The following is a 26,055-nucleotide window of genomic DNA, read 5'->3' as shown; positions in this document are numbered from 1 at the left end:
GATATCAGAATTCCAGACCTGCCTCGCGGGCAGCGTCAGCCAGTGCTTTGACACGGCCATGATACAGATAACCGCCGCGGTCGAATACGACTTTGGTGATGCCAGCTTTCTTCGCGCGCTCTGCGATCAGCGCTCCGACTTTGCCGGCTGCCTCGACATTGCCGCCGTTGCTGACCTGGCCGCGCAGCTCCTTGTCCACCGTCGATGCCGATGCGATCGTAACGCCCTTCACATCATCGATCAATTGAGCATACATGTGCTTGGAGGAGCGGAAAATGTTCAGACGAGGACGCTCCGTCGTACCCGTAATTTTCTTCCGGACACGAAGATGTCTTCTCAAACGGGCTTTGTTCTTATCGGTTTTAGTGATCATGTGCGGGATTCACTCCTTTCGACTCGGATCCGTTCATCTTCATCTATGAAGCAAGCGGTTCAAGCCGCCTTATTTCTTCTTGCCGGCCTTGCCTTCTTTGCGCAGGATGCGCTCGTCTTCGTACTTGATGCCTTTGCCTTTGTACGGCTCCGGCTCGCGGACGGAACGAACTTTAGCGGCAGTGGCGCCAACCAGCTCTTTGTCGATGCCTTTAACGATGATCTTGTTGTTCGCCGGCACTTCGAATTCGATGCCTTGCTCCGGCTCGATCTCTACCGGGTGGGAGTAGCCCACGTTCAGGACAAGCTTGTTGCCGGATTTGTTGGCGCGGTATCCGACGCCTACCAGCTCCAGCGCCTTGGAGAAGCCTTCGGTTACACCGCTGACCATATTTTGAACGACGCTGCGGGTCGTCCCGTGCAGGGAGCGGTGCAGTTTATTGTCAGAAGGGCGCTCGACGCTAATCACATTGTCTTGAACGCTGACCTTCATATCCTTGTGAAGCTCGCGGCTCAAAGTGCCTTTCGGCCCCTTGACCGTAATGACTGTATTATTGATGGTCACATCGACTCCGTTCGGAATCGCGATAGGTTTACGACCAATACGGGACATAGTTTGCACCTCCGTTCATTCAAGAGTGAAAATTACCAAACGTAGCAGAGAACCTCTCCGCCGGATTTCGATTGACGCGCTTCTTTATCGGTCATCACGCCTTTGGACGTGGAGATGATCGCGATGCCAAGACCGCCGAGTACGCGCGGAACTTCCTGGCTCTTCGTGTACACGCGCAGACCGGGCTTGCTGATCCGTTTCAGGCCTGTGATAACGCGCTCTTGGTTCGGACCGTATTTCAGGAACAAGCGAATGATTCCTTGCTTGTTGTCCTCGATATATTCAGCGTCACGAATGAATCCTTCACGCTTGAGAATTTCAGCGATTTCGCGCTTAATCTTCGATGCCGGCAATTCCACCGTTTCGTGACGAACAAGATTGGCATTGCGAATGCGTGTAAGCATATCTGCAATAGGATCGGACATGACCATGTGATGTTACCTCCTTCCCGATACTTGGATATTACCAGCTGGCTTTCTTCACGCCAGGAATTTGACCTTTGTATGCTAATTCGCGGAAGCAAATTCTGCAAATCTTGAATTTGCGCAGCACGGAATGTGGGCGACCGCAGCGTTCGCAGCGCGTGTAGGCCTGCACTTTAAATTTCGGAGGACGCTGCTGTTTAACCTTCATCGAAGTTTTTGCCACTTACTTTTACACCTCCTATGTGTATCCGAGACGCTTGCAGCGATGCGCAAGCCGATTACTTCGCGAACGGCATTCCCAGTTGAGCGAGCAGTTCGCGCGATTCTTCGTCCGTCTTAGCCGTCGTTACGATAACGATGTCCATACCGCGCACTTTATCCACTTTATCGTACTCGATCTCCGGGAAGATCAGCTGTTCCTTCAAGCCGAGCGTATAGTTGCCGCGGCCGTCGAACGCCTTCGTCGATACGCCCCGGAAGTCGCGAACGCGCGGAAGCGAAATGTTGAACAGCTTGTCGAGGAAGTGGTACATGCGCTCGCCGCGCAGCGTTACTTTCGCGCCGATCGGCATGCCTTCACGCAGTCGGAAGCCGGCGATCGACTTCTTCGCTTTGGTGATGACAGGCTTTTGACCGGAGATAAGCTGCAGGTCTTGTACGGCGCTGTCCATGACTTTGGAGTTAGCGACCGCTTCGCCAACGCCCATATTGATGACGACCTTCTCCACTTTCGGAACCTGCATTACCGTGCTGTAATTGAACTTCTGCATCAGCGCAGGAGTAATTTCATTCAAAAAACGATCCTTCAATCTTGCTGCCATGAGAACAATGACCTCCTTTCTTGCTCAGTCGATTAATCGATGATCTCGCCGGATTTTTTCGCTACACGCACTTTTTTGCCGTTCTCAAGCACTTTGTAACCGACACGCGTCGCTTGGCCCGTTTTCGGATCAACCAGCATGACGTTCGATACGTGGATCGGCGCCTCCTTGGTGATGATGCCGCCTTGCGGGTTTTGCTGCGTCGGCTTGCTGTGCTTCTTCACCAGATTCACGCCTTCGACCAGCACGCGGTTTTCGCGGGGGTAAGCGGCGATCACGCGACCTTTTTTACCCTTGTCCTTGCCGGTGATGACGATGACCGTATCTTCTTTCTTCACGTGCAATTTATTATTGTGAGACTCGAGCTTCTTCGCTTGTTTAGCCATTGGGAATGTTCCACCTCCTGAACCGTTCGTCGTCCGAACGTCCACATTGCGAAATGAATTAGATTACTTCCGGAGCCAGAGACACGATCTTCATGAAATCGCGGTCGCGAAGCTCACGAGCTACCGGTCCGAAGATACGAGTACCGCGCGGGCTCTTATCCTCTTTCACAATAACCGCCGCATTCTCGTCGAAGCTGATGTAGGAACCGTCTTTCCGGCGAGCGCCGCGGCGCGTACGCACGATAACAGCTTTCACCACATCGCCTTTCTTGACAACGCCACCTGGTGTTGCTTCTTTGACCGAGCATACGATGAGATCTCCGATATTGGCCGAACGACGTCCCGTACCACCCAACACACGGATACACATCAGTTGTTTTGCCCCAGAGTTGTCAGCGACTTTCAAGCGAGTAAAAGGTTGAATCATTGTGTATTCCCTCCTTCCGGCATTAATGCACGAGGCTTATATTAAACGATAACCGCTTTTTCAACGATTTCGACCAGTCTCCAGCGCTTGTCTTTGGAGAGCGGACGAGTTTCCATGATGCGAACCGTGTCGCCGATTTTGGCCTCGTTGTTCTCGTCATGGGCTTTGAACTTCTTCGTATACTTGATGCGCTTATGGTACAGGTCGTGCTTCTTGTATGTTTCAACGGCGACGACGATCGTTTTGTCCATCTTGTCGCTCACGACTTTACCCAATTGCGTCTTGCGCTCATTGCGTTCAGCCATCAGAGATCCTCCTCTCTCAATCATTAACTAGTGATTCCCAATTCTCTTTGGCGCAAAACCGTCTTGGCTCTGGCAATGTCCTTGCGGATCTTTTGGATCTGCACCGGATTGTCGAGCTGACCGGTAGCCAGTTGAAAACGGAGGTTGAAGAGCTGCTCTTTATATCCTGCAATTTTTTGTTCGATCTCAGCAGTGGTCAAGTTGCGCAGTTCACTGGCTTTCATTTGCTTCACCACCCACTTCTTCTCTTTTCACAAACTTCGTCTTGATCGGCAGCTTGTGGGAAGCAAGGCGCATCGCTTCGCGAGCGATCTCTTCGCTGACACCGGAAAGCTCGAACAGAACTTTGCCCGGCTTCACGACAGCGACCCATTTCTCCACGTTACCTTTACCGCTACCCATCCGAACTTCAAGAGGCTTTTGCGTAATCGGCTTCGCAGGGAAAATCTTGATCCATACTTTACCGCCCCGTCTGATGTAACGGGTCATTGCAATACGTGCTGCCTCGATCTGGCGGTTGGTGATCCATGCCGGCTCCAGCGCCTGCAGGCCATACTCGCCGAAATGCACTTCCGTACCGCCTTTGGCGCGACCGCGCATTTTACCGCGGTGCTCTTTGCGGTGTTTCACGCGCTTAGGTATAAGCATGATTAGTTGCCTCCTTCCGTTGCAGCCTTTTCTCTTTTCTTAGCCGTCGGAAGAACCTCGCCGCGGTAGATCCATACTTTCACGCCGATTCGACCGTAAGTGGTATGAGCTTCTGCCGTACCGTAGTCGATGTCCGCACGCAGCGTGTGAAGCGGAACCGTACCTTCGCTATAGCCTTCCGTTCTGGCGATCTCCGCACCGCCCAGACGGCCGCTAACCGATGTTTTAATCCCTTTCGCTCCGGCTCTCATCGTTCTTTGAATCGCTTGTTTGAGAGCGCGGCGGAACGATACGCGACGTTCCAGCTGCTGAGCGATGCTTTCCGCAACGAGAATCGCGTCAAGCTCCGGGTTTTTCACTTCGGAGATGTTGATGTGCACTTTCTTGCCCTTCGTCAGCTTCGTGAGGTGAGTACGCAGCACTTCTACCTCGGAGCCGCCCTTACCGATAACCATACCGGGCTTAGCTGTATGGATCGTCACGTTGACGCGGTTAGCCGCACGCTCGATCTCAATTTTGGATACCGCGGATTCCTTCAGCTTTCCCTTCAGGTATTCGCGAATTTTTACGTCCTCCATCAGCAGATCGCCGAAATCTTTGCCGGCGTACCACTTGGATTCCCAGTCACGGATAATGCCGATTCGAAGTCCTACCGGGTTTACTTTTTGACCCACACGTTATCCCTCCTTATTGTTCAGATACCACAACGGTAATGTGGCTGGTGCGTTTGTTGATTCTCATGGCGCGGCCTTGCGCGCGCGGACGGAACCGTTTCAGCGTCGGGCCCTGGTCAACGTACACCTTGGAAATCACCAGGCTGTTCGGATCCATGGAGTAATTGTGCTCCGCATTCGCAATCGCCGAGTTGAGCAGTTTCTCAACGACCGGAGATGCCGCCTTGGGAGTATGGCGCAGAATGGCGATCGCCTCGCCCACCTGCTTGCCGCGAATCAGATCCACTACGAGTCTGACCTTGCGGGGAGCGATGCGAACATAGCGAGCAATAGCTTTAGATTCTTGCATGGATGTACCTCCTCTCAATCAGCGTCGCTTTCGGCAAACCGATTAACGTCTCGTTTTCTTGTCGTCGTCCGTATGTCCCTTGTACGTGCGCGTCGGAGCAAACTCGCCGAGCTTATGTCCGACCATGTCTTCCGTTACATAAACCGGCACATGCTTTCTGCCGTCATATACGGCGAACGTGTTGCCGACGAATTGCGGGAAAATGGTGGAGCGACGGGACCAGGTTTTAATCACCTGCTTCTTGTTGCTCGCGTTCATTTCCTCGACTTTCTTCAACAGATACCCGTCGACGAAAGGTCCTTTTTTCAAGCTGCGACCCATTCTTCGTTCCTCCCTTCTGAATCCAATGCCGCTACACGATCATTACTTCGTGCGGCTGCGAACAATGTATTTGTTGGAAGCTTTGTTCTTCTTCCGGGTCTTGTATCCGAGCGTCGGCTTGCCCCAAGGAGACATCGGGGATTTGCGTCCGATCGGGGAACGGCCTTCGCCACCGCCGTGCGGGTGATCGTTCGGGTTCATGACGGAACCGCGAACTTCCGGTCTCTTGCCGAGCCAGCGGGAACGTCCGGCTTTACCGATGCTGATCAGCTCATGGTCTTCGTTGCCTACCGAACCGATCGTCGCGCGGCAAACCTTGAGGATTTTCCTCATTTCGCCAGAGGTCAGACGAACGATAACGTATTGGCCTTCTTTACCGAGCAATTGAGCTTCGGTACCGGCTGCGCGAACCAATTGGCCGCCTTTGCCAGGCTTCAGCTCAATGTTGTGGATAACCGAACCTACCGGAATGTTGTCCAGCGGAAGGGCGTTGCCCACTTTGATGTCGGCCTCGGGACCGGACATGATTTGATCGCCTACTTTAAGGCCTTTCGGAGCGAGAATGTAGCGTTTTTCGCCATCCACGTAATGGATCAGCGCGATGTTCGCCGTACGGTTCGGATCGTATTCGATCGTAGCAACACGTCCGGGTATTCCATCTTTGTTCCGTTTGAAATCGATGATGCGGTATTTGCGCTTATGACCGCCGCCATGGTGACGCGTCGTAATTTTGCCCTGGTTGTTGCGGCCGGCTTTCTTGTGAAGAGGCGCCAGAAGCGTCTTCTCCGGCGTCGATGTCGTGATTTCCTCAAACGTGGAAACCGTCATCTGACGACGACCAGGGGAAGTCGGTTTGAAAGATTTGATAGGCACGTGGATTCCCTCCTTATCTCACAGATTTACATTATACGGACTCGAAAAACTCGAGCTCTTTGCTATCCGGGCTGAGCGTAACGATCGCTTTCTTCCATTCGGACGTATAACCGAAATAACGGCCATAGCGTTTCGGCTTCGCCGGCATTCTGGACGTGTTCACGTTCGTCACTTTCACCTTGAAAATTTGCTCGATCGCTTGCTTGATCTCCGTCTTGTTGGCGCGAATGTCCACTTCAAACGCGTACTTGCGATCAGCCATCAGCTCGCTTGTACGTTCAGTAATGACTGGGCGCTTAATAATATCGTGAGGGTTCTTCATTACGCAAACACCTCCTCTACCTTTTGCACCGCATCCTTCGTAATGATGAGCTTGTCGTAAACCATAACATCAAGCACGTTGATTCCTTCGGCGGATACGAACTTCACGCCAGGAATGTTGCGTGCAGACAATGCCACGTTCTCGTCATAAGCTGCCGTTACAACCAGCGCTTTGCGGCTAACCTTCAGGTTGTTCAAGATACCGACGAATTCCTTCGTCTTCGGCTGTGCCAGCGCCAGCTGATCCAGCACGATAATTTCGTTGCCCTTCACCTTGGAAGACAACGCGGATTTGATCGCCAGACGGCGTACTTTCTTAGGAAGCTTGTAGGCATAGCTGCGCGGAGTCGGACCGAACACGGTGCCGCCGCCCTTCCATTGAGGCGCACGGATGCTCCCTTGACGGGCGCGACCTGTCCCTTTTTGCTTCCACGGTTTACGGCCGCCGCCACGAACCTCGGAACGGCCTTTCGTTTTATGAGTACCGGCGCGAAGAGAAGCACGCTGCATCAATACCGCTTCATTCAGCACGTGAATATGCGGTTCGATTCCGAAGACGCTATCCGCCAATTCAACTTCTCCTACTTGAGCGCCACTGACGTTATATAATGCTACTTTTGGCATGGGTTATCCTCCTTTCCTGCTTACTTCTTTACAGCGCCCTTAACGGTAACGTAGCTGTTTTTCGGACCCGGAATGGAGCCTTTGACAAGCAGTACGTTGCGTTCGGCGTCGACTTTTACGATTTCGAGGTTTTGAATAGTAATCGTCTCATTGCCCATATGACCCGGCAGCGGCTTGCCTTTCATGACGCGGTTCGCCTGGATGGAGCCCATCGAACCCGGGCCGCGGTGGTACTTGGAGCCGTGAGTCATCGGTCCGCGGGATTGGTTATGTCTCTTGATGTTACCTTGGAAGCCTTTCCCCTTGGACGTGCCCGTTACATCAACGAATTCGCCTTCTGCGAAAATATCCGCTTTAATCTCCTGCCCTACTTCGTAGTCAGCGAGTTGAACGCCGCGGATTTCCCGAATGTAGCGCTTAGGCGTCGTGTTTGCTTTTTTCGCATGACCCGACTCAGGTTTGTTGGCGTTCTTTTCTTTCTTATTGTCAAAACCGATCTGGATGGCTTCGTAACCATCGTTCTCGATATCTTTCTTCTGCAGTACCGTACAAGGACCTGCTTGGATGACCGTGACCGGCACAACATTGCCTTCAGCGGTGAACACTTGGGTCATCCCCAGTTTCTTACCTAAGATACCTTTAGCCATCGTTGACACCTCTTTTCCTCTCTTAGCTAAACTCTATCTACTCCATGCGATCATGGATTACAGTTTGATTTCAATGTCTACGCCGGACGGCAGATCGAGTCGCATCAGCGCATCAACCGTTTGCGGCGTCGGATTCACGATATCGATCAAACGCTTGTGCGTACGCATCTCGAATTGCTCGCGAGAATCTTTGTACTTGTGCACAGCGCGCAAAATCGTGATGATCTGCTTCTCGGTCGGCAGCGGGATCGGACCCGACACTCCTGCACCGGAACGCTTGGCGGTCTCCACGATTTTCTCGGCGGATTGATCCAAAATTCTGTGATCATAAGCCTTCAAACGAATACGAATCTTTTGCTTTGCCATAGTATTCCCTCCTTCTTTCGCCCAATTTTGGAATCGGACATACTCCGTGAAAATCTCCTGACATCCTGCCCTATGGCAAAGGGGCCGGGTGTGTCAGCAACCTCTCACATCATCGCGACGTCACAGACCAACGTTCACTATTATATTAAAAATACAATGAAAAAGCAAGAAAAAGCTCCACTCTTGTCATGGAAAATTTTTTTCTTCAATAATATAGCGCGTGATTAGAATACAAAATCTCCTCAAGCGATCTGCTTGAGGAGATTCTCTTCAGCCCGAGAGCTATTATTTTTGGATCGTCGCAACAGCGCCGGCGCCAACCGTACGGCCGCCTTCGCGAATCGCGAAGCGAGTACCTTCTTCGATAGCGATCGGAGCGATCAGTTCAACCGTAACGGTGATGTTGTCGCCAGGCATAACCATCTCGGTGCCTTCCGGCAGGTTGATGATGCCCGTAACGTCCGTCGTACGGAAATAGAACTGCGGACGGTAACCTGTGAAGAACGGCTTGTGACGGCCACCCTCTTCTTTGGTCAGGACGTAGATTTGAGCCGTGAAGTTCGTGTGCGGCTTAACGGAAGCCGGTTTTGCCAGAACTTGACCGCGCTCGATGTCTTTACGGTCAACGCCGCGGAGCAGTGCGCCGATGTTGTCGCCAGCTTGAGCGGAGTCAAGCAGTTTGCGGAACATTTCAACGCCCGTAACGACCGTTTTGCGAGTTTCGTCAGTCAGACCGACGATTTCAACCTCGTCGCCGACTTTAACCGTACCACGCTCTACGCGGCCCGTAGCAACCGTACCGCGGCCAGTGATCGTGAATACGTCCTCGACCGGCATAAGGAACGGCTTGTCCGTATCGCGCTCCGGCGTCGGAATGTAGTTGTCGATTTGCTCGAACAGCTCGACGATTTTGTCGGCCCAAGGACCGTCCGGGTTTTGCAGAGCTTCACGAGCAGCGCCGCGGATGATCGGCGTGTCGTCGCCCGGGAACTCGTACTCGTTGAGCAGGTCGCGAACTTCCATTTCAACCAGTTCAAGCAGTTCTTCGTCTTCAACCATGTCACATTTGTTCAGGAATACGACGATGTAAGGAACGCCTACCTGACGGGAGAGCAGGATGTGCTCGCGCGTTTGCGGCATCGGACCGTCAGCAGCGGATACGACGAGAATCGCGCCGTCCATTTGAGCTGCGCCGGTGATCATGTTTTTAACATAGTCGGCGTGGCCCGGGCAGTCAACGTGTGCATAGTGGCGGTTCGGCGTTTCGTATTCAACGTGAGCGGTGGAGATCGTAATACCGCGCTCGCGCTCTTCCGGCGCTTTGTCGATTTGGTCGAATGCTACAGCGGCACCGCCGTATTTTTTGGAAAGAACCGTCGTAATAGCCGCTGTCAGCGTCGTTTTACCGTGGTCGACGTGACCGATCGTACCGATGTTAACGTGCGGCTTCGTGCGTTCAAATTTCGCTTTTGCCATGGTTAGATAGCCTCCTCAATTAAACAATATATATTAGGCGCCTTTGTTCTTTGCGACGATTTCGTCGGCAATGGACTTCGGCACTTCTTCATAATGAGAGATTTCCATCGAGTATACGCCCCGGCCTTGCGTACGGGAGCGCAGCGTCGTGGAGTAACCGAACATTTCCGAAAGCGGCACTTTCGCACGAATGATTTGGGCACCATGACGGCTGTCCATCCCTTCGATGCGGCCGCGGCGGGAGTTCAGGTCGCCCATAACGTCGCCCATGTACTCTTCCGGCACGGTAACTTCGACTTTCATGATCGGCTCGAGCAGTACCGGATGGCACTTCTCGGCAGCAGCTTTCAGAGCCATGGAGCCGGCGATCTTGAACGCCATCTCGGAGGAGTCGACATCGTGGTAGGAACCGTCTACGACAGTAGCCTTGATGTCTACGACCGGATAGCCCGCGTATACGCCGTTCTTCATCGCTTCTTCAATACCTGCCTGGATCGGCGCGATGTATTCTTTCGGAATCGCACCGCCGACAATCTTGCTCTCGAACTGGAAGCCAGTGCCCGGCTCAAGCGGTTCGAACTCAACCCAGCAGTGGCCGTATTGGCCGCGACCGCCGGATTGGCGAACGAATTTGCCTTCGACGCGAGCCGGTTGACGGAACGTCTCGCGATAAGCAACTTGCGGCTTACCGACGTTCGTCTCGACTTTGAACTCGCGGCGCATCCGGTCAACGATGATCTCCAGGTGCAGCTCACCCATACCGGCGATAATCGTTTGGCCTGTCTCTTCGTTCGTATGAGCGCGGAACGTCGGGTCTTCCTCGGACAGCTTGGACAAGGCGACGCCCATCTTGTCCTGGTCGGCCTTCGTCTTCGGCTCGACAGCCAGCTCGATGACCGGTTCCGGGAAGTTCATCGACTCCAGAATAACCGGATGTTTCTCGTCGCACAGCGTGTCGCCCGTAACCGTATCCTTGAGGCCTACCGCTGCAGCGATATCGCCCGCATAAACCTCGCTGATCTCCTGACGGCTGTTGGCATGCATCTGAAGGATGCGGCCGATTCTCTCGCGTTTGCCCTTCGTTGCGTTAAGCACGTAGGAGCCGGAATGCAGAATACCGGAGTAAACGCGAATGAAAGTCAGACGTCCGACGAACGGGTCGGTCATAATTTTGAACGCAAGTGCGGCGAACGGCTCGTCGTCCGACGATTTGCGCGTAACCTCAGTGCCGTCATCGAGCGTGCCCTTGATATCCGGCACGTCAATCGGCGAAGGCAAGTAGTCCACAACAGCGTCGAGCATCAGCTGCACGCCCTTGTTTCTGTAGGACGATCCGCAAATGACCGGGAAGATCTTCACTTCGACGGTTCCTTTGCGAAGAGCCGCTTTGATCTCCTCGACGGTCAGTTCTTCGCCTTCAAGGTATTTCATGGTCAAGTCTTCATCGAGCTCGGCGACCTTCTCAACGAGTTCCATCCGCAACTCTTCGACTTTGTCCTTGTACTCTGCCGGAATTTCCGTCCGCTCGATGTCTTTGCCCAAATCATCCTTATAGATGTAGGCAATCTGCTCGACTAGATCGATAATCCCGACGAATTCGCTCTCCGCGCCGATCGGAAGCTGAATCGGCACGGCATTGGCGCCAAGCTTGTCGCGCATTTGCTGAACCGCGCCCAAGAAATCGGCACCGATGATGTCCATCTTGTTGACGTAGGCGATCCGCGGTACGCCGTACTTGTCCGCTTGTCTCCAAACGGTCTCGGACTGCGGCTCGACGCCTTCTTTAGCGCTGAATACGCCTACGGCCCCGTCCAATACGCGAAGGGAACGTTCAACCTCAACCGTGAAGTCGACGTGTCCCGGGGTATCGATGATATTGATGCGGTGATTTTTCCACTGAGCGGTCGTAGCGGCGGAAGTAATCGTAATTCCGCGCTCCTGCTCCTGCTCCATCCAGTCCATCGTCGCGGCGCCTTCGTGCACCTCGCCGATTTTGTGCGTACGGCCCGTATAGAACAGAATGCGCTCGGTCGTGGTCGTCTTACCGGCATCGATATGCGCCATGATCCCGATATTGCGCGTATCTTTCAAGGAGAACTCTCTTGCCATTCAGGTATTCTCCTTCCTAAAAGTAGGGTTACTATCTTACCAACGATAATGCGCGAACGCCTTGTTGGCTTCTGCCATCTTGTGCGTGTCTTCGCGCTTCTTCACGGAAGCGCCGGTGCTGTTGCTGGCATCGATGATTTCTTGAGCGAGACGCTCTTCCATCGTCTTCTCGCCGCGCAGACGGGAGTAGTTGACGAGCCAACGCAGACCAAGGGAAGTCCGGCGCTCCGGCTTCACCTCAACCGGAACTTGGTAGTTGGCGCCGCCGACACGACGGGCTTTGACCTCCAGAACCGGCATGATGTTCTTGATCGCTTGTTCGAACACTTCCATCGGATCTTTGCCTGTACGCTCTTGGATGATGTTGAAAGCATTGTACAGAATCGATTGGGCCACGCCTTTCTTACCGTCGATCATAAGGCGGTTGATGAGGCGGGTAACCAGCTTGCTGTTATAAATCGGATCGGGCAACACGTCTCTTTTAGGAACTGGACCTTTACGAGGCATAGTTATCCCCCTTTCTCAAAAGATTCGATCTTGAAACGAAAAATCCTTCTATCGCGATTAGCTCTTCGCAGCCTTCGGACGCTTCGCGCCGTACTTGGAACGAGCTTGCTTGCGGTTGTTCACGCCGGCTGTATCGAGCGCGCCGCGAACGATATGGTAACGAACACCCGGAAGGTCCTTAACACGACCGCCGCGGATCAACACGACGCTGTGCTCCTGCAGGTTGTGTCCGATACCCGGGATGTAAGCCGTCACCTCAACGCGGTTGGACAAGCGCACACGAGCATATTTCCGAAGCGCGGAGTTCGGCTTCTTCGGAGTCATCGTGCCTACACGAGTGCAGACGCCGCGTTTTTGCGGGGAGCTCTGATCCGTTTGCTCTCTTTTCAGAGCGTTGTAGCCCTTTTGCAGAGCAGGGGACTTGGACTTCACCACTTTGTCTTGCCGTCCTTTGCGGACGAGCTGGTTAATTGTTGGCATGAGGCCACCTCCTTCTTATAATGAATCGCTGTTGCTTCAAGCCCACAGATCCAGGCGAATCGCAAATGAACAAAGAGAAAGTTTTTGCCGTCCGATCGCCTGAGCAATCTTGCTGCAAAAACGTCTTCTATTTATTCATTTACCGCGGCTGCCATAGCAGCACCCACTTCAATACCACACGCTTTACCGAGGGACTTCATGGATTCTACGTATGTTACCTTAACCCCCATCTTCTTGCAGAGGTTAACCATCTTCGTCGTTATTCGCGGATCTGCATCTTTCGCAATAAATACTTCAGCGGCTTTACCGAGCTCTACCGCTCTCGTCGCTTGCTTGGTGCCTATTGTAAGCTTCTCCGCTTGAATGACTATTTCATTCGACATGAAACCATCCTCCAACGCTGCTGGTGAAACATCCAAATTGGCACACTTTGATATATTAGCATCTCGACTATGCGGTGTCAAGAATAGCGGCTTGCCTTCACAAACAATTTACCTGGTCGTTTCTGGATCGGCATATTCCTATGAAGACAAGCCGCCGCTTTCCTGTTAACCGCTAGCTTACTCGACCGGTACGGCTTCCATTTCCTGTACCGCCTCTTCCGCCTCTTCGGCGTTCGGGTCGATGATTCGCAGGTTCCGGTATCGGGACATTCCCGTTCCGGCCGGAATCAGCTTGCCGATAATGACGTTCTCCTTCAGGCCGAGCAGCTGGTCGACCTTGCCCTTGATGGCCGCATCCGTCAGGACGCGCGTCGTCTCCTGGAACGAGGCTGCAGACAGGAAGGAGTCGGTCTCCAGCGAAGCCTTCGTAATACCGAGCAGCACCGGCTTGGCGACGGCCGGCTCCTTGCCTGCGAACAGAGCCGCCTTGTTGGCTTCCTCGTATTCATGGATATCCACGAACGAGCCCGGAAGCAGCGACGTGTCGCCGGCGTCGACGATGCGAATTTTCCGCAGCATCTGACGGATCATGACCTCGACGTGCTTGTCGTTGATCTCCACGCCCTGGTTCCGGTATACCCGCTGCACTTCCTGCAGAATATAGTTCTGCACGCCGCGGATCCCCTTGATGCGCAGCATCTCTTTCGGGTCGATGGAACCTTCGGTGAGCTCGTCGCCCGCCTCGACCGTCTGTCCCACGGTGACGCGAATCCGGGAACCGAAAGGAACGGAATAGACCTTGTTCTCCGCTTCGCCTTCGACCTCGATTTCGCGGCGGTCCTTGGCCTCGCGAATTTCCTTGATCGTGCCGTCGATCTCGGAGATGATCGCCTGCCCTTTCGGGTTGCGGGCCTCGAACAACTCCTGAATCCGCGGCAAACCTTGCGTAATATCGTCGCCGGCAACGCCGCCCGTATGGAACGTCCGCATCGTCAGCTGCGTGCCCGGCTCGCCAATCGATTGCGCGGCGATAATGCCGACCGCTTCGCCGATCTCGACATGCTGGCCTGTCGCCAGGTTCCGTCCGTAGCACTTGTTGCACACGCCATGACGCGAACGGCAGCTGAGCACGGAGCGAATCTGCAGCTTCTCGATGCCGGCCTTCACGATCTCGTTGGCGATCGTCGCGTCGATCAGCTGGTTTCGGGAGACGATCACTTCGCCCGTTTGCGGATGGCGCACGGTCTCGAAGCAGTAGCGCCCTTCGATCCGGTCGAACAGATCCTCGATGACCTCTTTGCCGTCCTGAATTTTGCTGACGACGAAGCCTTTGTCGGTGCCGCAATCTTCCTCGCGGACGATCACGTCCTGGGCAACGTCGACCAGACGGCGGGTCAAGTAACCGGAGTCGGCCGTCCGCAGCGCCGTATCCGCAAGACCTTTCCGCGCGCCGTGCGTGGAGATAAAGTACTCCAATACCGTAAGACCTTCGCGGAAGTTCGACTTGATCGGGAGCTCGATGATTTTACCGGCCGGGTTCGCCATCAGGCCGCGCATCCCGCCAAGCTGCGTAATCTGCGATTTGTTACCCCGCGCCTTCGATTCCACCATCATGTTGATGGAATTGAATTTGTCGAGCGACTTCATCAAAATGTCGGTAATCTCGTCCTTCGCCTTGGACCAGATCGAGATGATGCGGTCATACCGCTCGTCGTCGGTGATCAGACCGCGGCGGTATTGGTTCGTAACAACCCGCACTTTCTCCTCGGACTCCTTAAGAATGCGCTCCTTCTCGCTGGGCACCGTAACGTCAGCCACCGCGATCGTAATGCCGGCGCGAGTCGAGTAGGTGAAGCCGAGCTGCTTGATGTTGTCGAGAATGATCGACGTTTGCGTCGTCTGGTAAATGCGGAAGCATTCGCCGATAATGGCGCCGAGGTAGTCTTTGCCTACCGCTTTTTTGTCCGGCATATTCATGAGCGCCTCGCGAATGTTCGCGCCCTTGTCATATACGAACGAATCCTCCGGCGTTCCGTTCAGCAGGTTGGCTTTGGTCGCCTCGTTGATGTACGGGAAATCGCTCGGGAAAATTTCGTTGAAAATAATTTTGCCGACGGTCGTCAGCAGCATCGCATTTTGCTGCTTCTCGGTGAAGCTCGTTTTGCCGAGCGCCTTGACCGGAATAGCCACGCGCGCGTGAAGCGCAGCTTCGCCGCGATGATACAGCGAGATCGCTTCGGAAACAGAACGGACGATCGCGCCGCTGCCCTTGGCGTGCTTGTTGTCCATCGTCAAATAGAAGCTGCCGAGAACCATGTCCTGAGAAGGCGTAACGACCGGCTTGCCGTCCTTCGGGTTCAGGATGTTGCCCGAAGCCAGCATCAGAATGCGGGCTTCCGCCTGCGCCTCGGCGGACAGCGGCACGTGAACGGCCATCTGGTCGCCGTCGAAGTCGGCGTTGTACGCCGTACATACGAGCGGATGCAGCTTGATCGCGCGGCCCTCCACCAGGATTGGCTCGAACGCCTGAATGCCGAGGCGGTGCAGCGTGGGGGCACGGTTGAGCAGCACCGGATGCTCCTTGATCACTTCCTCGAGAACGTCCCATACTTCCGGGCTGACGCGCTCGACTTTGCGCTTGGCGCTTTTGATGTTATGAGCCAGTCCTTTGTTGACGAGCTCCTTCATCACGAAAGGCTTGAACAGCTCCAGGGCCATTTCCTTCGGCAGGCCGCACTGGTACATCTTCAGGCTCGGGCCGACGACGATAACGGAACGGCCGGAGTAGTCGACGCGCTTGCCAAGCAGGTTTTGCCGGAAACGGCCCTGCTTGCCCTTGAGCATATGGCTGAGCGACTTGAGCGGGCGGTTGCCCGGTCCGGTGACCGGACGGCCGCGGCGGCCGTTGTCGATCAGCGCGTCGACGGCTTCCTGCAGCATCCGCTTCTCGTTCTGAACGATGATGTCCGGCGCGCCGAGATCGAGCAGCCGCTTCAGGCGGTTGTTCCGGTTGATGACGCGGCGGTACAGGTCGTTCAGGTCGGAGGTCGCGAAGCGGCCGCCGTCAAGCTGAACCATCGGGCGAAGCTCCGGCGGAATGACCGGCAGCACGTCGAGCACCATCCATTCCGGACGGTTCTTGGAATTGCGGAATGCTTCCATCACTTCAAGACGCTTGATCGCGCGGTTGCGGCGCTGGCCTTGAGCGGTTTTCAGCTCTTCCTTGAGGATCTCGACTTCTTTGTCCAGGTCGATATCCTGCAGAAGCTTCTTCACCGCTTCCGCACCCATGCCTGCCTGGAACGCGTAGCCGTACTTTTCGCGGTAGCTGCGGTATTCCTTCTCGGAAAGCAGCTGTTTTTTCTCCAAAGGCGTATCGCCAGGGTCCGTGACGACATAAGATGCAAAGTAAATGATCTCTTCGAGCGAACGCGGCGACATGTCGAGCGCCAGCCCCATCCGGCTCGGGATGCCCTTGAAGTACCAGATGTGCGATACCGGCGCAGCCAGCTCGATATGCCCCATGCGCTCGCGGCGCACCTTCTGGCGCGTAACCTCGACGCCGCAGCGGTCGCAGACGACGCCTTTGTAGCGAACGCGCTTGTACTTGCCGCAGTGGCATTCCCAGTCCTTGGTCGGACCGAATATTTTCTCGCAGAACAAGCCTTCTTTCTCCGGCTTCAACGTCCTATAGTTGATCGTCTCCGGCTTCTTCACTTCGCCGCGGGACCAAGAACGGATCTTTTCGGGAGAGGCCAAACCGATCTTCATAAACTCAAAATTGTTGACGTCCATCAAGGAGCAACCCCCCTCAAGATTGTGCTTTATATCGCTTCATCGTCCGGTCGTCTTGCAAGGGGCGATTATTCTACGCCCATCTCCGAGCCTTCCAGATTCAGGTTGAGCTTGTCGCCGGCCACATCGTCCTCGTCGTCGATTTCCTTCAGTTCGATCTCTTCCTCGTTGTCGGACAAGATCTTGACGTCCATGCCCAAGCTTTGCAGCTCCTTGATCAATACCTTGAACGATTCCGGAACGCCCGGCTCCGGTACGTTCTCGCCCTTCACGATCGACTCGTACGTCTTCACGCGGCCGACCACGTCGTCAGACTTGACCGTGAGAATCTCTTGAAGCGTATAGGCTGCGCCGTATGCCTCGAGCGCCCACACCTCCATCTCCCCGAAGCGCTGTCCGCCGAACTGCGCTTTACCGCCCAGCGGCTGCTGCGTAACGAGGGAGTACGGGCCTGTGGAACGGGCATGAATTTTATCGTCAACCATGTGGGCAAGCTTAATCATATACATGACGCCAACCGTCACTTCCCGTTCGAACGGTTCGCCTGTCCGGCCGTCATACAGCAGCGTCTTGCCGTTGCGCTGCATGCCGGCTTCCTCCATCGTGTCGAATACGTCGTATTCGGTCGCGCCGTCGAACACCGGCGAGGCGACGTGAATGCCGAGCTTGAGGGCGGCCATGCCGATGTGAACCTCCAGCACCTGGCCGATATTCATCCGCGACGGAACGCCGAGCGGGTTCAGCACGACCTGAACCGGCGTGCCGTCCGGCAGGAACGGCATGTCTTCCTCCGGCAAAATCCGCGCGATGACGCCCTTGTTGCCGTGACGTCCGGCCATCTTGTCGCCCTCGGAGATTTTCCGCTTCTGGGCGATGTATACGCGCACGAGCTGATTGACGCCCGGCGGCAGCTCGTCGCCGTTCTCGCGGGTGAAGACTTTGACGTCCACGACGATTCCGTCCGTACCGTGAGGAACGCGCAGCGACGTGTCGCGCACTTCGCGGGCCTTCTCGCCAAAAATCGCATGCAGCAGCCGCTCTTCGGCCGTCAGCTCGGTGACGCCCTTCGGCGTAACCTTGCCGACAAGAATGTCGCCTGCGGCGATTTCCGCGCCGACCCGAATGATTCCGCGTTCGTCGAGATTTTTGAGCGCATCTTCGCCGACGTTCGGAATGTCGCGCGTAATTTCCTCCGGACCGAGCTTCGTATCCCGCGCCTCGGATTCGTATTCTTCAATGTGAATGGACGTATAGACGTCTTCCTTCACCAATTTCTCGCTGAGCAAGATCGCGTCCTCGTAGTTGTAGCCTTCCCAGGTCATGAACGCAACGACGACGTTGCGTCCGAGCGCCAATTCGCCCTGCTCCGTGGACGGGCCGTCGGCGAGGATGTCGCCTACCCGCACCTGCTCGCCCTTGCGGCAGATCGGACGCTGGTTGATGCATGTGCCCTGGTTGGAGCGAAGGAACTTGTGCAGCTTGTGCTTGACGAGATCGCCGGTTACGACCTTGCCGTCGACAACCTCCTGGCGGCGCACCCACACCTCGTTGGCCGTCACCCGCTCGACGACGCCGTTCACCTTGGATACGACGCACACGCCCGAGTCCTTGGCCGCCTTATGCTCCATGCCCGTACCGACGAGCGGAGCCTTCGGAATGAGCAGCGGAACCGCCTGCCGCTGCATGTTCGAACCCATGAGCGCACGGTTCGAGTCGTCGTTCTCCAGGAACGGGATGAGCGCCGTCGCCACGGAAACCACCTGCTTCGGCGATACGTCCATGTAATCGACGCGGTCCTTCGGCAGCGTCAAAATCTCGTCCTTGTAGCGCACGATAACCGTATCGTTCGCGAAGCGGCCGTCCTCCGTCAGCTCTGCGTTCGCCTGAGCGACGACATAGTTGTCCTCCTCGTCGGCCGTCAAATACGAAATTTCGTCGGTCACGATGCCCGTATTCGGGTCTACGCGCCGGTACGGCGCTTCGATAAAGCCGAATTCGTTCACCCGCGCGAAGGTCGAGAGCGAGTTGATCAGACCGATGTTCGGACCTTCCGGCGTCTCGATCGGACACATCCGCCCGTAGTGGGAGTGGTGAACGTCCCGCACCTCGAAGCCGGCGCGCTCCCGGGTCAGACCGCCCGGTCCGAGCGCCGACAGCCGGCGCTTATGCGTAAGCTCCGCGAGCGGGTTCGTCTGGTCCATGAACTGGGACAGCTGCGAGCTGCCGAAAAACTCCTTGATGGCCGCAATGACCGGCCGGATGTTAATAAGCTGCTGCGGCGTAATCGTATTGACGTCCTGAATCGACATCCGCTCGCGCACGACGCGCTCCATCCGGGACAATCCGATCCGGAACTGGTTCTGCAGCAGCTCGCCGACGGAACGCAGACGGCGGTTGCCGAGATGGTCGATATCGTCCGTGCTGCCGATGCCGTGCAGCAGATCGATGAAATAGTTGATCGAGGCGATGATATCCGCCGGCGTGATGTGCTTGACCGTCTTGTCGATCTTGCCGTTGGCGATCACCTTGACGATCTTGCCGTCCTCCTGCGGGGAGTAGACGCTGACGCTCTGCAGCTGAATTTTATCCGAATCGGTCACTCCGCCGGCAACCGAATATTCCTTGAAGCCGACATTGGACTCCAGATGCGGAAGAATGGTATCGAGCAGTCGGCGATCGATCAATTGGCCTGCTTCGGCAATGATCTCCCCGGTATCCGGATCGACCAGCGTTTCGGCCAGCCGCTGATTGAACAGGCGGTTCTTGATGTGCAGCTTCTTATTGATCTTGTAGCGTCCGACATTCGCCAGATCGTAGCGCTTCGGGTCGAAAAAGCGGGCGACCAGCAAGCTCTTGGCGTTATCGAGCGTCGGAGGCTCGCCCGGGCGCAGGCGCTCGTAAATTTCGATCAGCGCCTTGTCGGTCGAATCCGTGTTGTCTTTGTCCAGCGTATTGCGGATAAATTCATCGTCCCCGAGCAGATCGATGATTTCCGCGTCCGTACCGAAGCCAAGCGCGCGCAAAAGCACCGTGACCGGAATTTTACGCGTGCGGTCGATCCGAACATAGATGATATCTTTCGCATCCGTCTCGAGCTCCAGCCATGCGCCGCGATTCGGAATGACGGTTGCGGTATATGCTTTTTTGCCGTTCTTGTCGGTTTTTGTGCTGAAATAGACACTGGGAGAGCGAACGAGCTGGCTGACGATGACCCGTTCGGCGCCGTTGATAATGAAAGTCCCCGTCTCGGTCATCAGCGGGAAATCGCCCATGAACACTTCCTGTTCCTTGACCTCGCCGGTTTCTTTATTGATGAGGCGGACCTTCACGCGAAGCGGCGCTGCGTAGGTGACGTCGCGTTCCTTGGCTTCATCGACGGAATACTTGGGCTCGCCCAGACTGTAGTCGATAAATTCCAACACCAAATTCCCCGTGAAGTCTTGGATCGGGGAAATATCCTGAAACATCTCGCGCAACCCTTCGTCCAAAAACCATTCGTACGATTTTTGTTGGATTTCAATGAGGTTCGGAACTTCCAACACTTCATGAATCCGCGCGTAAGACCTGCGTTTGCGTCGACCGTATTGTACCAAATGACCCGCCAACTTCATTCACCTCTCAAGTCTACTCAATAGGACTAAACACAAGCCTGCCCGAACGCTTCCACTCCGCACTGCATCGCCGTAGAAGTGAAAACTCCGCTCAGAAGCGATGTGCTACTTGCGGCCGTTTGTCCTTCGCCATACTCACTTTTCCACATACTTACTAGGGTTCACGGAAAATTTTAACATTATACGCGACATGTCAAAATTTTATTCATCCCCCGATAAAAAATTCTTGACATTTTAGCTCACTAAAGACATTTAACCCAATCTTAATACTGACATTATATAATAATATCATATCGCAACTTTCAAGTCAAACAATATTTCCAGCCCTTCCATCTCATTGACCCCCTTCATTTCACGGCTTTGAAAATGCGGTATCCCTTGTCTTTACGCACTTCCTCTACGGAAGCAAAAAGCTCCTCCAGCTTGGCGAAGGCCGACGGCGCTCCCTGCTTCTTTTGAATGACGACCCAGAGCGCTCCCCCGGGAACAAGCACTTCGGCCGCTTGCTCGAAAATGCCGTGAACGACGTCCTTGCCGGCCCGGATAGGCGGATTGGTCAGCACGGCGTCAAACCGCTCCTGAAGCACCTCGCTTAAGCGGTCGCTTTGCAGAATGCGCACATTCGCTATGCCGTTGCGCCGGGCATTCCTCTTCGCCAGCTCGATAGCCCTTTCGTTAATATCGATCATGGTCACCGTACCCCGGTGGGCCAGCGCCGCCGCCGCGAGCCCGATCGGTCCGTAGCCGCAGCCCACATCCAGCACCCGCGCATCGCTCGCGAGCTCCATCGTCTCGATCAACAGACGCGAGCCGAAGTCGATCCCTTTCCTGGAGAAGACGCCGGCATCGCTTTGAAAAGAATACGCCCTCCCCCTCAGCGTCGCTTCGATCGTATAAAGATCGTGTCCAGCCGTCGGCTTTTGCGAATAATAATGCTCCGCCACCTTGATGAACCGCCCTTTCTATATCGTTTCCGATTCCAGCAGCTTCCCGTCAAATGCAAAACCCCTTGAAGAGAGGGTCTCTGCAAGGGGTATCGTTCCTTTCGGAAATTACTTCACTTCTACAGTAGCGCCAGCTTCTTCGAGCTTCGCTTTGATGCTGTCCGCTTCTTCTTTGGACACTTTCTCTTTCAGCGGCTTCGGAGCGTTGTCTACCAGGTCTTTCGCTTCTTTCAGGCCGAGACCCGTAATTTCGCGAACGACTTTGATGACGTTGATTTTGGAACCGCCAGGGTTAGCCAGGATAACGTCGAATTCGGATTGCTCAGCCGCTTCGGTTCCGCCGCCGCCGCCAGCTACAACGGCAACCGGCGCTGCCGCCGTTACGCCGAATTCCTCTTCGATTGCTTTTACGAGATCGTTCAGTTCCAGTACAGACATGCCTTTAATGGCTTCCAGGATTTGCTCTTTGCTCATGGTTAAACCTCCATTATCTTAATTGATCGATATCTTAATAGATCGATGATCGAACCGTCTCGCGCGTGACCGAGCAGCGATTACGCCTCTGCAGCGCCTTCGTTCTTCTGGTCCGCAACAGCTTTGACTGCAAGGGCGAAGTTGCGCATCGGCGCTTGCAGCACGCTAAGCAGCATGGACAGAAGGCCTTCGCGGGAAGGCAGAGCCGCCAGCGCCTTGATTTGGGCTACGTCTACGATTTTGCCTTCAACAACGCCCGCTTTCACGGACAGACTCTCGTTAGCTTTGGCGAACTCCGTCAAAATTTTGGCCGGAGTCACCACATCGTCTTTGCTGAATGCAATGGCCGTCGGCCCTGTCAAGTATGCGTCCAATTCGGACAGCTCGGCATTCGCTGTCGCGCGGCGAACCAGGGTGTTCTTCAGAACCTGGAACTCGATGCCCGCTTCACGCAGCTGCTTGCGAAGCTCCGTTACTTGAGCCACGTTCAAACCGCGGTAATCGGTAACGATCGTGCAGGAGCTTTCTTTCAGCTTCTCCGCCAAAACCGCAACCTGTTGAGCTTTCTGCTCAATGATTTTCGCGTTTGCCATGGGTGCACCTCCTATTGATTTCTACAAACAAACCGCAGCTTGCTCTCGTTCAACTTACCGTGAATACAACCTTCGTCGAGGCACGCTGTTCCCGGCGCGTAGCCTGGAACAACGAAAATGCCTTCGCAGACATGAGCGAAGGCATGATCATTCCGGGTATCTTCAGGCGTCATTCTCGTTCTGGGAACGGGCTGACGGGCATGCAGAATTCCGATACTGTATCATAACACCTCGGCAGGAAATTAAGCTTCAGGGCACTCTCTTCCCTTCCGCACCTGCTGTCTACGGTAAGCATATTCACATGTTATTGATAACCTAAATCAGGTTATCACGTCGACTCGCAAAAGTCAACGTCAAAGCTCATCCATTAACGGTATGCCGCCGGGTTGACGCGAACGCCAGGGCCCATCGTGGAGGATACCGAAATGTTTTTCAGGTATACGCCTTTGGCAGCAGCCGGCTTCGCACGAACGAGCGCCTCCACAAGCGCGCGGAAGTTCTCATTCAGCTTCTCGGCATCGAAAGACACTTTGCCGATCGGCGCGTGAATTTGTCCGGCTTTGTCCAGACGATACTCGATTTTACCTGCTTTGATCTCCTGCACGGCTTTGGCTACGTCGAGCGTTACCGTGCCGGCCTTCGGGTTCGGCATCAACCCTTTGCCGCCGAGAATACGGCCGAGTTTACCGACTTCGCCCATCATGTCCGGCGTCGCCACGCAGACATCGAAGTCGAGCCAGCCTTGCTGGATTTTGTTGATCATGTCTTGATCGCCGACGAAATCGGCGCCTGCCGCTTCCGCTTCCTTGGCTTTCTCGCCTTTGGCGAATACAAGAACGCGCTTGGTCTTACCAGTGCCGTGAGGCAGTACAACGACGCCGCGAACGGCTTGGTCTTGCTTTCTCGGGTCAACGCCCAGGCGTACGGCCACTTCGACGGTCTCGTCGAATTTGGCAGTAGCCGCTTTTTTCACAAGCTCAATCGCTTCAAGGGACTCATAAAGAGCTTCGGAATCGATCAGCTTGGCAGCTTCTGTATACTTCTTGCCATGTTTAGCCATCTGGCCATTCCTCCTATGGTGGTGTTAGCGGAAAGAAAATCCTCCCACATGAGGCCTGCGGCCGCATGCCGCAAACCGATAAACGCCTTAGTCCTCGATCGCAACGCCCATGCTGCGGGCCGTACCTTCGATCATACGCATAGCAGCCTCGACGGATGCCGCGTTCAGGTCAGGCATTTTTTGCTCGGCGATTTCACGCACCTTCGCACGTTTGACCGTAGCGACTTTCTTCTTGTTCGGCTCGCCGGAACCTTTCTCGATTCCCGCAGCGACGCGAAGCAGGACAGCCGCCGGCGGCGTTTTGGTGATGAAGGTGAAGGAACGGTCCTCGAATACCGAAATTTCAACAGGAATGATCAGACCTGCTTGATCCGCGGTACGCGCGTTGAATTCCTTACAAAACGCCATGATGTTAACCCCTGCTTGACCGAGTGCGGGACCGATCGGCGGAGCCGGATTCGCTTTGCCCGCAGGCACTTGCAGCTTAACGATTTTGATGACCTTTTTTGCCATTGTGTAGCACCTCCTTGTCCGTAATCTGACAGGGTTCCCCTCGTTACAGCTTCTCTACCTGATGGTAGTCCAGCTCGAGCGGCGTTTCCCGGCCAAACATATTGACGTGAACCTTCAGCTTGCTTTTGTCGACGAGAATGTCTTCCACGGTACCGACAAAATTGGCAAAGGGTCCGACCTTCACGCGCACCGAGTCCTTCAGCTCGAAGTCGATCTTCGGCTTCGGCTCTTCGATGCCCATGTGCTTCAGGATGGCGTCGACTTCCTCAGGCAGCAGCGCCGTCGGCTTCGACCCTGAACCGGTCGATCCTACGAATCCGGTAACGCCGGGCGTATTGCGCACCACGTACCACGAATCGTCCGTCTGGATCATCTCCACGAGCACGTATCCGGGATACACCTTGCGCATGACCGTCTTCCTCTTGCCGTCCTTGTTCACGACTTCTTCTTCCATGGGTACGAGCACACGAAAAATCTTGTCCTTCATATCCATGGATTCGACGCGCTTCTCCAAATTGGCCTTAACCTTGTTCTCATACCCGGAATAGGTATGTACGACGTACCATCTCTTCTCCATTCCTATCGCCACCCGTCAGCTCATATTATTGGAACACGAGGCGAAGCAGCTCGGAAATTCCCAAATCCAGAACGTAGAAGTACACCGTGACGAAGGCGATCGTAAACAGCACGACCAGCGTGTAGCTTGTCAACTCTTTACGAGTAGGCCATTTGACCTTCTTCAATTCGGACCAGCTGTCCGCGAAGTAGCCGAATGTGCGCCCGAAACCCTGCTTCATCCTTGCCAAAAAGGACACAACTACACCCCCAAAGCTTAGCGAGTCTCGCGATGCACGGTCTGTTCGTTGCAGTACTTGCAGTATTTCTTGAACTCCATGCGGTCCGGATGGTTGCGCTTGTTCTTAGTGGATGTATAGTTTCTTTGCTTGCAGTTCGTACACGCTAACGTGATGATCACCCGCATGATGTACACCTCCTACGGTTCCAGCCTTAATGATTCGCCTTTAAATGATCAGCACAAAAACGCCTCAATTTAAAGGCCACCCAAACAATGTATCATACGGCCTATCCGATGTCAAGGAAATAGGATTAACATTGAACCGCTCCATTGTAACCATTATCGACCATTCGATGCGCGGTTAAACGGGACGGTAACAAAAAAAGCACCTTACGACCGTCGGCATAGGCGCTTCAAAAATCATCCGTCTCTCACTTCCAAATATCGTTCCAGCTTTCGCTTCACCCGCTGCAGCGCATTGTCGATCGACTTCACATGCCGATCCAGATCCACAGCGATCTCCTGATACGATCTGCCGTCCAAATACAGCATCAGCACTCGCCGTTCCAGATCGCTCAATATTTCTCCCATCTTGTCTTCCAGACCGCTGAATTCTTCCTGGTTGATAATTAACTCCTCGGGGTCGGATACGCGGGAGCCGCAGATCACGTCGAGCAGCGTGCGGTCGGAATCTTCATCGTAGATGGGCTTGTCCAGCGATACGTAGGAATTGAGAGGAATATGCTTCTGACGGGTGGCCGTCTTGATGGCCGTTATGATTTGGCGGGTAATGCACAGCTCGGCAAAGGCCTTGAAGGACGCCAGCTTGTCGCCGCGAAAATCGCGGATCGACTTGTACAGGCCGATCATTCCTTCCTGGACGATATCTTCCCGGTCGGCGCCGATCAAAAAATAGGATCGCGCCTTTGCGCGAACGAAGTTCTTATACTTGTTGATCAAATATTCCAGCGCGTCGCTGTCTCCCAAGCGCACTGCTTCGACCAGATCCTCGTCGGCCTTGAGATCGTACTCAAGCTTTCTCAATTCTTTGAGGTCGACACCCACTACAATCCCTCCGGCCCAGCGCATGAAAGATAGGATTAGTATACATTATGTAATCTGTTACCGTCAACCGAATTCCC

Annotated in this window: 34 protein-coding genes and 1 other annotated feature; all 34 genes read right to left on the bottom strand. The window is 54.7% G+C overall.

What is annotated here, in order from left to right; translation table 11 throughout:
* Positions 1–4: 4 nt before the first annotated feature.
* The 34 genes from rplR to sigH all read right to left on the bottom strand — a co-directional run bounded on the left by rplR (position 5) and on the right by sigH (position 25,978).
* On the bottom strand, positions 5–373 hold the full coding sequence (gene rplR, locus F591_RS0115865; RefSeq protein WP_019535606.1) for a 50S ribosomal protein L18: 369 nt from the start codon (positions 371–373) through the stop codon (positions 5–7).
* Between the two features lie 69 nt (positions 374–442).
* Complete coding sequence (gene rplF, locus F591_RS0115860; protein ID WP_019535605.1) at positions 443–985, bottom strand: 50S ribosomal protein L6; 543 nt, start codon at positions 983–985, stop codon at positions 443–445.
* Positions 986–1,017: 32 nt separating this feature from the next.
* Entirely contained in the window at positions 1,018–1,416 is a 399-nt protein-coding gene (gene rpsH / locus F591_RS0115855) for a 30S ribosomal protein S8 (protein ID WP_019535604.1), read from the bottom strand.
* 31 nt (positions 1,417–1,447) lie between these two features.
* Positions 1,448–1,633, bottom strand: a complete 186-nt coding sequence (locus F591_RS0115850; RefSeq protein WP_026326663.1) for a type Z 30S ribosomal protein S14 — start codon at positions 1,631–1,633, stop codon at positions 1,448–1,450.
* A 55-nt stretch (positions 1,634–1,688) separates the two neighbouring features.
* Entirely contained in the window at positions 1,689–2,231 is a 543-nt protein-coding gene (gene rplE / locus F591_RS0115845) for a 50S ribosomal protein L5 (protein WP_019535602.1), read from the bottom strand.
* Positions 2,232–2,263: 32 nt separating this feature from the next.
* On the bottom strand, positions 2,264–2,617 hold the full coding sequence (gene rplX / locus F591_RS0115840) for a 50S ribosomal protein L24 (RefSeq protein ID WP_019535601.1): 354 nt from the start codon (positions 2,615–2,617) through the stop codon (positions 2,264–2,266).
* Between the two features lie 58 nt (positions 2,618–2,675).
* Positions 2,676–3,044: a 50S ribosomal protein L14 gene (rplN, locus tag F591_RS0115835; RefSeq protein ID WP_019535600.1), complete on the bottom strand. Its 369-nt coding sequence runs from the start codon at positions 3,042–3,044 to the stop codon at positions 2,676–2,678.
* A gap of 41 nt (positions 3,045–3,085) precedes the next feature.
* On the bottom strand, positions 3,086–3,349 hold the full coding sequence (gene rpsQ, locus F591_RS0115830; RefSeq protein WP_019535599.1) for a 30S ribosomal protein S17: 264 nt from the start codon (positions 3,347–3,349) through the stop codon (positions 3,086–3,088).
* Between the two features lie 23 nt (positions 3,350–3,372).
* Positions 3,373–3,573 carry a 50S ribosomal protein L29 gene (gene rpmC / locus F591_RS0115825; protein WP_019535598.1) on the bottom strand — a complete coding sequence of 67 codons (201 nt, stop codon included), beginning with the start codon at positions 3,571–3,573 and terminating at the stop codon, positions 3,373–3,375.
* Positions 3,560–3,997, bottom strand: coding sequence for a 50S ribosomal protein L16 (gene rplP, locus F591_RS0115820; protein WP_019535597.1), 438 nt, complete (start codon positions 3,995–3,997; stop codon positions 3,560–3,562). The genes rpmC and rplP overlap by 14 nt, the downstream gene beginning before the upstream one ends.
* 2 nt (positions 3,998–3,999) lie before the next feature.
* The gene (gene rpsC / locus F591_RS0115815) at positions 4,000–4,671 is read right to left on the bottom strand and encodes a 30S ribosomal protein S3 (RefSeq protein ID WP_019535596.1); all 672 of its coding nucleotides are present in this window, start codon (positions 4,669–4,671) and stop codon (positions 4,000–4,002) included.
* A gap of 13 nt (positions 4,672–4,684) precedes the next feature.
* Positions 4,685–5,020, bottom strand: coding sequence for a 50S ribosomal protein L22 (gene rplV, locus F591_RS0115810; protein ID WP_019535595.1), 336 nt, complete (start codon positions 5,018–5,020; stop codon positions 4,685–4,687).
* Positions 5,021–5,062: 42 nt separating this feature from the next.
* Complete coding sequence (gene rpsS / locus F591_RS0115805) at positions 5,063–5,341, bottom strand: 30S ribosomal protein S19 (RefSeq protein ID WP_019535594.1); 279 nt, start codon at positions 5,339–5,341, stop codon at positions 5,063–5,065.
* Between the two features lie 42 nt (positions 5,342–5,383).
* Entirely contained in the window at positions 5,384–6,214 is an 831-nt protein-coding gene (gene rplB / locus F591_RS0115800) for a 50S ribosomal protein L2 (RefSeq protein ID WP_019535593.1), read from the bottom strand.
* 31 nt (positions 6,215–6,245) lie between these two features.
* The gene (gene rplW / locus F591_RS0115795; protein WP_019535592.1) at positions 6,246–6,536 is read right to left on the bottom strand and encodes a 50S ribosomal protein L23; all 291 of its coding nucleotides are present in this window, start codon (positions 6,534–6,536) and stop codon (positions 6,246–6,248) included.
* On the bottom strand, positions 6,536–7,159 hold the full coding sequence (rplD, locus tag F591_RS0115790) for a 50S ribosomal protein L4 (protein WP_026326660.1): 624 nt from the start codon (positions 7,157–7,159) through the stop codon (positions 6,536–6,538). The genes rplW and rplD overlap by 1 nt, the downstream gene beginning before the upstream one ends.
* A 20-nt stretch (positions 7,160–7,179) precedes the next feature.
* Positions 7,180–7,806 carry a 50S ribosomal protein L3 gene (gene rplC / locus F591_RS0115785; protein WP_019535590.1) on the bottom strand — a complete coding sequence of 209 codons (627 nt, stop codon included), beginning with the start codon at positions 7,804–7,806 and terminating at the stop codon, positions 7,180–7,182.
* 57 nt (positions 7,807–7,863) lie between these two features.
* Entirely contained in the window at positions 7,864–8,172 is a 309-nt protein-coding gene (gene rpsJ / locus F591_RS0115780; protein ID WP_005544556.1) for a 30S ribosomal protein S10, read from the bottom strand.
* A 285-nt stretch (positions 8,173–8,457) separates the two neighbouring features.
* Positions 8,458–9,648, bottom strand: coding sequence for an elongation factor Tu (gene tuf, locus F591_RS0115775; RefSeq protein ID WP_019535589.1), 1,191 nt, complete (start codon positions 9,646–9,648; stop codon positions 8,458–8,460).
* Between the two features lie 33 nt (positions 9,649–9,681).
* The gene (gene fusA, locus F591_RS0115770; protein WP_019535588.1) at positions 9,682–11,757 is read right to left on the bottom strand and encodes an elongation factor G; all 2,076 of its coding nucleotides are present in this window, start codon (positions 11,755–11,757) and stop codon (positions 9,682–9,684) included.
* A gap of 36 nt (positions 11,758–11,793) precedes the next feature.
* Complete coding sequence (gene rpsG, locus F591_RS0115765; protein ID WP_019535587.1) at positions 11,794–12,264, bottom strand: 30S ribosomal protein S7; 471 nt, start codon at positions 12,262–12,264, stop codon at positions 11,794–11,796.
* A 57-nt stretch (positions 12,265–12,321) separates the two neighbouring features.
* Positions 12,322–12,744, bottom strand: coding sequence for a 30S ribosomal protein S12 (gene rpsL, locus F591_RS0115760; RefSeq protein WP_019535586.1), 423 nt, complete (start codon positions 12,742–12,744; stop codon positions 12,322–12,324).
* A 131-nt stretch (positions 12,745–12,875) separates the two neighbouring features.
* Positions 12,876–13,127 carry a ribosomal L7Ae/L30e/S12e/Gadd45 family protein gene (locus F591_RS0115755; protein ID WP_019535585.1) on the bottom strand — a complete coding sequence of 84 codons (252 nt, stop codon included), beginning with the start codon at positions 13,125–13,127 and terminating at the stop codon, positions 12,876–12,878.
* Between the two features lie 177 nt (positions 13,128–13,304).
* Entirely contained in the window at positions 13,305–16,925 is a 3,621-nt protein-coding gene (rpoC, locus tag F591_RS0115750) for a DNA-directed RNA polymerase subunit beta' (protein WP_026326659.1), read from the bottom strand.
* A 65-nt stretch (positions 16,926–16,990) separates the two neighbouring features.
* On the bottom strand, positions 16,991–20,527 hold the full coding sequence (gene rpoB, locus F591_RS0115745; RefSeq protein ID WP_026326658.1) for a DNA-directed RNA polymerase subunit beta: 3,537 nt from the start codon (positions 20,525–20,527) through the stop codon (positions 16,991–16,993).
* A gap of 353 nt (positions 20,528–20,880) precedes the next feature.
* Positions 20,881–21,477, bottom strand: a complete 597-nt coding sequence (locus tag F591_RS0115740; protein ID WP_019535582.1) for a class I SAM-dependent methyltransferase — start codon at positions 21,475–21,477, stop codon at positions 20,881–20,883.
* 108 nt (positions 21,478–21,585) lie between these two features.
* Positions 21,586–21,951: a 50S ribosomal protein L7/L12 gene (gene rplL / locus F591_RS0115735; RefSeq protein WP_019535581.1), complete on the bottom strand. Its 366-nt coding sequence runs from the start codon at positions 21,949–21,951 to the stop codon at positions 21,586–21,588.
* 80 nt (positions 21,952–22,031) lie between these two features.
* Positions 22,032–22,544, bottom strand: a complete 513-nt coding sequence (gene rplJ / locus F591_RS0115730; RefSeq protein WP_019535580.1) for a 50S ribosomal protein L10 — start codon at positions 22,542–22,544, stop codon at positions 22,032–22,034.
* Between the two features lie 104 nt (positions 22,545–22,648).
* Positions 22,649–22,850: a sequence feature (ribosomal protein L10 leader region), on the bottom strand.
* A gap of 61 nt (positions 22,851–22,911) precedes the next feature.
* Entirely contained in the window at positions 22,912–23,604 is a 693-nt protein-coding gene (gene rplA, locus F591_RS0115725) for a 50S ribosomal protein L1 (RefSeq protein ID WP_019535579.1), read from the bottom strand.
* Between the two features lie 87 nt (positions 23,605–23,691).
* Positions 23,692–24,117, bottom strand: a complete 426-nt coding sequence (rplK, locus tag F591_RS0115720) for a 50S ribosomal protein L11 (protein WP_019535578.1) — start codon at positions 24,115–24,117, stop codon at positions 23,692–23,694.
* A gap of 43 nt (positions 24,118–24,160) precedes the next feature.
* Positions 24,161–24,694 carry a transcription termination/antitermination protein NusG gene (nusG, locus tag F591_RS0115715; protein WP_019535577.1) on the bottom strand — a complete coding sequence of 178 codons (534 nt, stop codon included), beginning with the start codon at positions 24,692–24,694 and terminating at the stop codon, positions 24,161–24,163.
* Positions 24,695–24,719: 25 nt separating this feature from the next.
* On the bottom strand, positions 24,720–24,932 hold the full coding sequence (gene secE, locus F591_RS0115710) for a preprotein translocase subunit SecE (RefSeq protein ID WP_026326657.1): 213 nt from the start codon (positions 24,930–24,932) through the stop codon (positions 24,720–24,722).
* A gap of 17 nt (positions 24,933–24,949) precedes the next feature.
* Positions 24,950–25,099, bottom strand: coding sequence for a 50S ribosomal protein L33 (rpmG, locus tag F591_RS0115705; protein ID WP_019535575.1), 150 nt, complete (start codon positions 25,097–25,099; stop codon positions 24,950–24,952).
* 234 nt (positions 25,100–25,333) lie between these two features.
* A complete protein-coding gene (gene sigH, locus F591_RS0115700) occupies positions 25,334–25,978 on the bottom strand; it encodes an RNA polymerase sporulation sigma factor SigH (protein WP_019535574.1) in 645 nt (214 codons plus the stop codon).
* Between the last annotated feature and the right edge of the window lie 77 nt (positions 25,979–26,055).

The sequence above is a fragment of the Paenibacillus ginsengihumi DSM 21568 genome (assembly GCF_000380965.1).
GTDB lineage: Bacteria > Bacillota > Bacilli > Paenibacillales > NBRC-103111 > Paenibacillus_G > Paenibacillus_G ginsengihumi.
The sequence above is the reverse complement of the archived record's forward strand: the minus strand, read 5'-3'. Positions and strand labels throughout refer to the sequence as shown.

What these genes read in the sequence shown, in the direction of transcription:
- rplR (WP_019535606.1), bottom strand. Translation starts at nt 373, where the DNA reads ATGATCACTAAAACCGATAAGAACAAAGCCCGTTTGAGAAGACATCTT.
- rplF (WP_019535605.1), bottom strand. Translation starts at nt 985, where the DNA reads ATGTCCCGTATTGGTCGTAAACCTATCGCGATTCCGAACGGAGTCGAT.
- rpsH (WP_019535604.1), bottom strand. Translation starts at nt 1,416, where the DNA reads ATGGTCATGTCCGATCCTATTGCAGATATGCTTACACGCATTCGCAAT.
- rplE (WP_019535602.1), bottom strand. Translation starts at nt 2,231, where the DNA reads ATGGCAGCAAGATTGAAGGATCGTTTTTTGAATGAAATTACTCCTGCG.
- rplX (WP_019535601.1), bottom strand. Translation starts at nt 2,617, where the DNA reads ATGGCTAAACAAGCGAAGAAGCTCGAGTCTCACAATAATAAATTGCAC.
- rplN (WP_019535600.1), bottom strand. Translation starts at nt 3,044, where the DNA reads ATGATTCAACCTTTTACTCGCTTGAAAGTCGCTGACAACTCTGGGGCA.
- rpsQ (WP_019535599.1), bottom strand. Translation starts at nt 3,349, where the DNA reads ATGGCTGAACGCAATGAGCGCAAGACGCAATTGGGTAAAGTCGTGAGC.
- rpmC (WP_019535598.1), bottom strand. Translation starts at nt 3,573, where the DNA reads ATGAAAGCCAGTGAACTGCGCAACTTGACCACTGCTGAGATCGAACAA.
- rplP (WP_019535597.1), bottom strand. Translation starts at nt 3,997, where the DNA reads ATGCTTATACCTAAGCGCGTGAAACACCGCAAAGAGCACCGCGGTAAA.
- rplV (WP_019535595.1), bottom strand. Translation starts at nt 5,020, where the DNA reads ATGCAAGAATCTAAAGCTATTGCTCGCTATGTTCGCATCGCTCCCCGC.
- rpsS (WP_019535594.1), bottom strand. Translation starts at nt 5,341, where the DNA reads ATGGGTCGCAGCTTGAAAAAAGGACCTTTCGTCGACGGGTATCTGTTG.
- rplW (WP_019535592.1), bottom strand. Translation starts at nt 6,536, where the DNA reads ATGAAGAACCCTCACGATATTATTAAGCGCCCAGTCATTACTGAACGT.
- rplD (WP_026326660.1), bottom strand. Translation starts at nt 7,159, where the DNA reads ATGCCAAAAGTAGCATTATATAACGTCAGTGGCGCTCAAGTAGGAGAA.
- rplC (WP_019535590.1), bottom strand. Translation starts at nt 7,806, where the DNA reads ATGGCTAAAGGTATCTTAGGTAAGAAACTGGGGATGACCCAAGTGTTC.
- rpsJ (WP_005544556.1), bottom strand. Translation starts at nt 8,172, where the DNA reads ATGGCAAAGCAAAAGATTCGTATTCGTTTGAAGGCTTATGATCACAGA.
- tuf (WP_019535589.1), bottom strand. Translation starts at nt 9,648, where the DNA reads ATGGCAAAAGCGAAATTTGAACGCACGAAGCCGCACGTTAACATCGGT.
- fusA (WP_019535588.1), bottom strand. Translation starts at nt 11,757, where the DNA reads ATGGCAAGAGAGTTCTCCTTGAAAGATACGCGCAATATCGGGATCATG.
- rpsG (WP_019535587.1), bottom strand. Translation starts at nt 12,264, where the DNA reads ATGCCTCGTAAAGGTCCAGTTCCTAAAAGAGACGTGTTGCCCGATCCG.
- rpsL (WP_019535586.1), bottom strand. Translation starts at nt 12,744, where the DNA reads ATGCCAACAATTAACCAGCTCGTCCGCAAAGGACGGCAAGACAAAGTG.
- F591_RS0115755 (WP_019535585.1), bottom strand. Translation starts at nt 13,127, where the DNA reads ATGTCGAATGAAATAGTCATTCAAGCGGAGAAGCTTACAATAGGCACC.
- rplL (WP_019535581.1), bottom strand. Translation starts at nt 21,951, where the DNA reads ATGAGCAAAGAGCAAATCCTGGAAGCCATTAAAGGCATGTCTGTACTG.
- rplJ (WP_019535580.1), bottom strand. Translation starts at nt 22,544, where the DNA reads ATGGCAAACGCGAAAATCATTGAGCAGAAAGCTCAACAGGTTGCGGTT.
- rplA (WP_019535579.1), bottom strand. Translation starts at nt 23,604, where the DNA reads ATGGCTAAACATGGCAAGAAGTATACAGAAGCTGCCAAGCTGATCGAT.
- rplK (WP_019535578.1), bottom strand. Translation starts at nt 24,117, where the DNA reads ATGGCAAAAAAGGTCATCAAAATCGTTAAGCTGCAAGTGCCTGCGGGC.
- nusG (WP_019535577.1), bottom strand. Translation starts at nt 24,694, where the DNA reads ATGGAGAAGAGATGGTACGTCGTACATACCTATTCCGGGTATGAGAAC.
- rpmG (WP_019535575.1), bottom strand. Translation starts at nt 25,099, where the DNA reads ATGCGGGTGATCATCACGTTAGCGTGTACGAACTGCAAGCAAAGAAAC.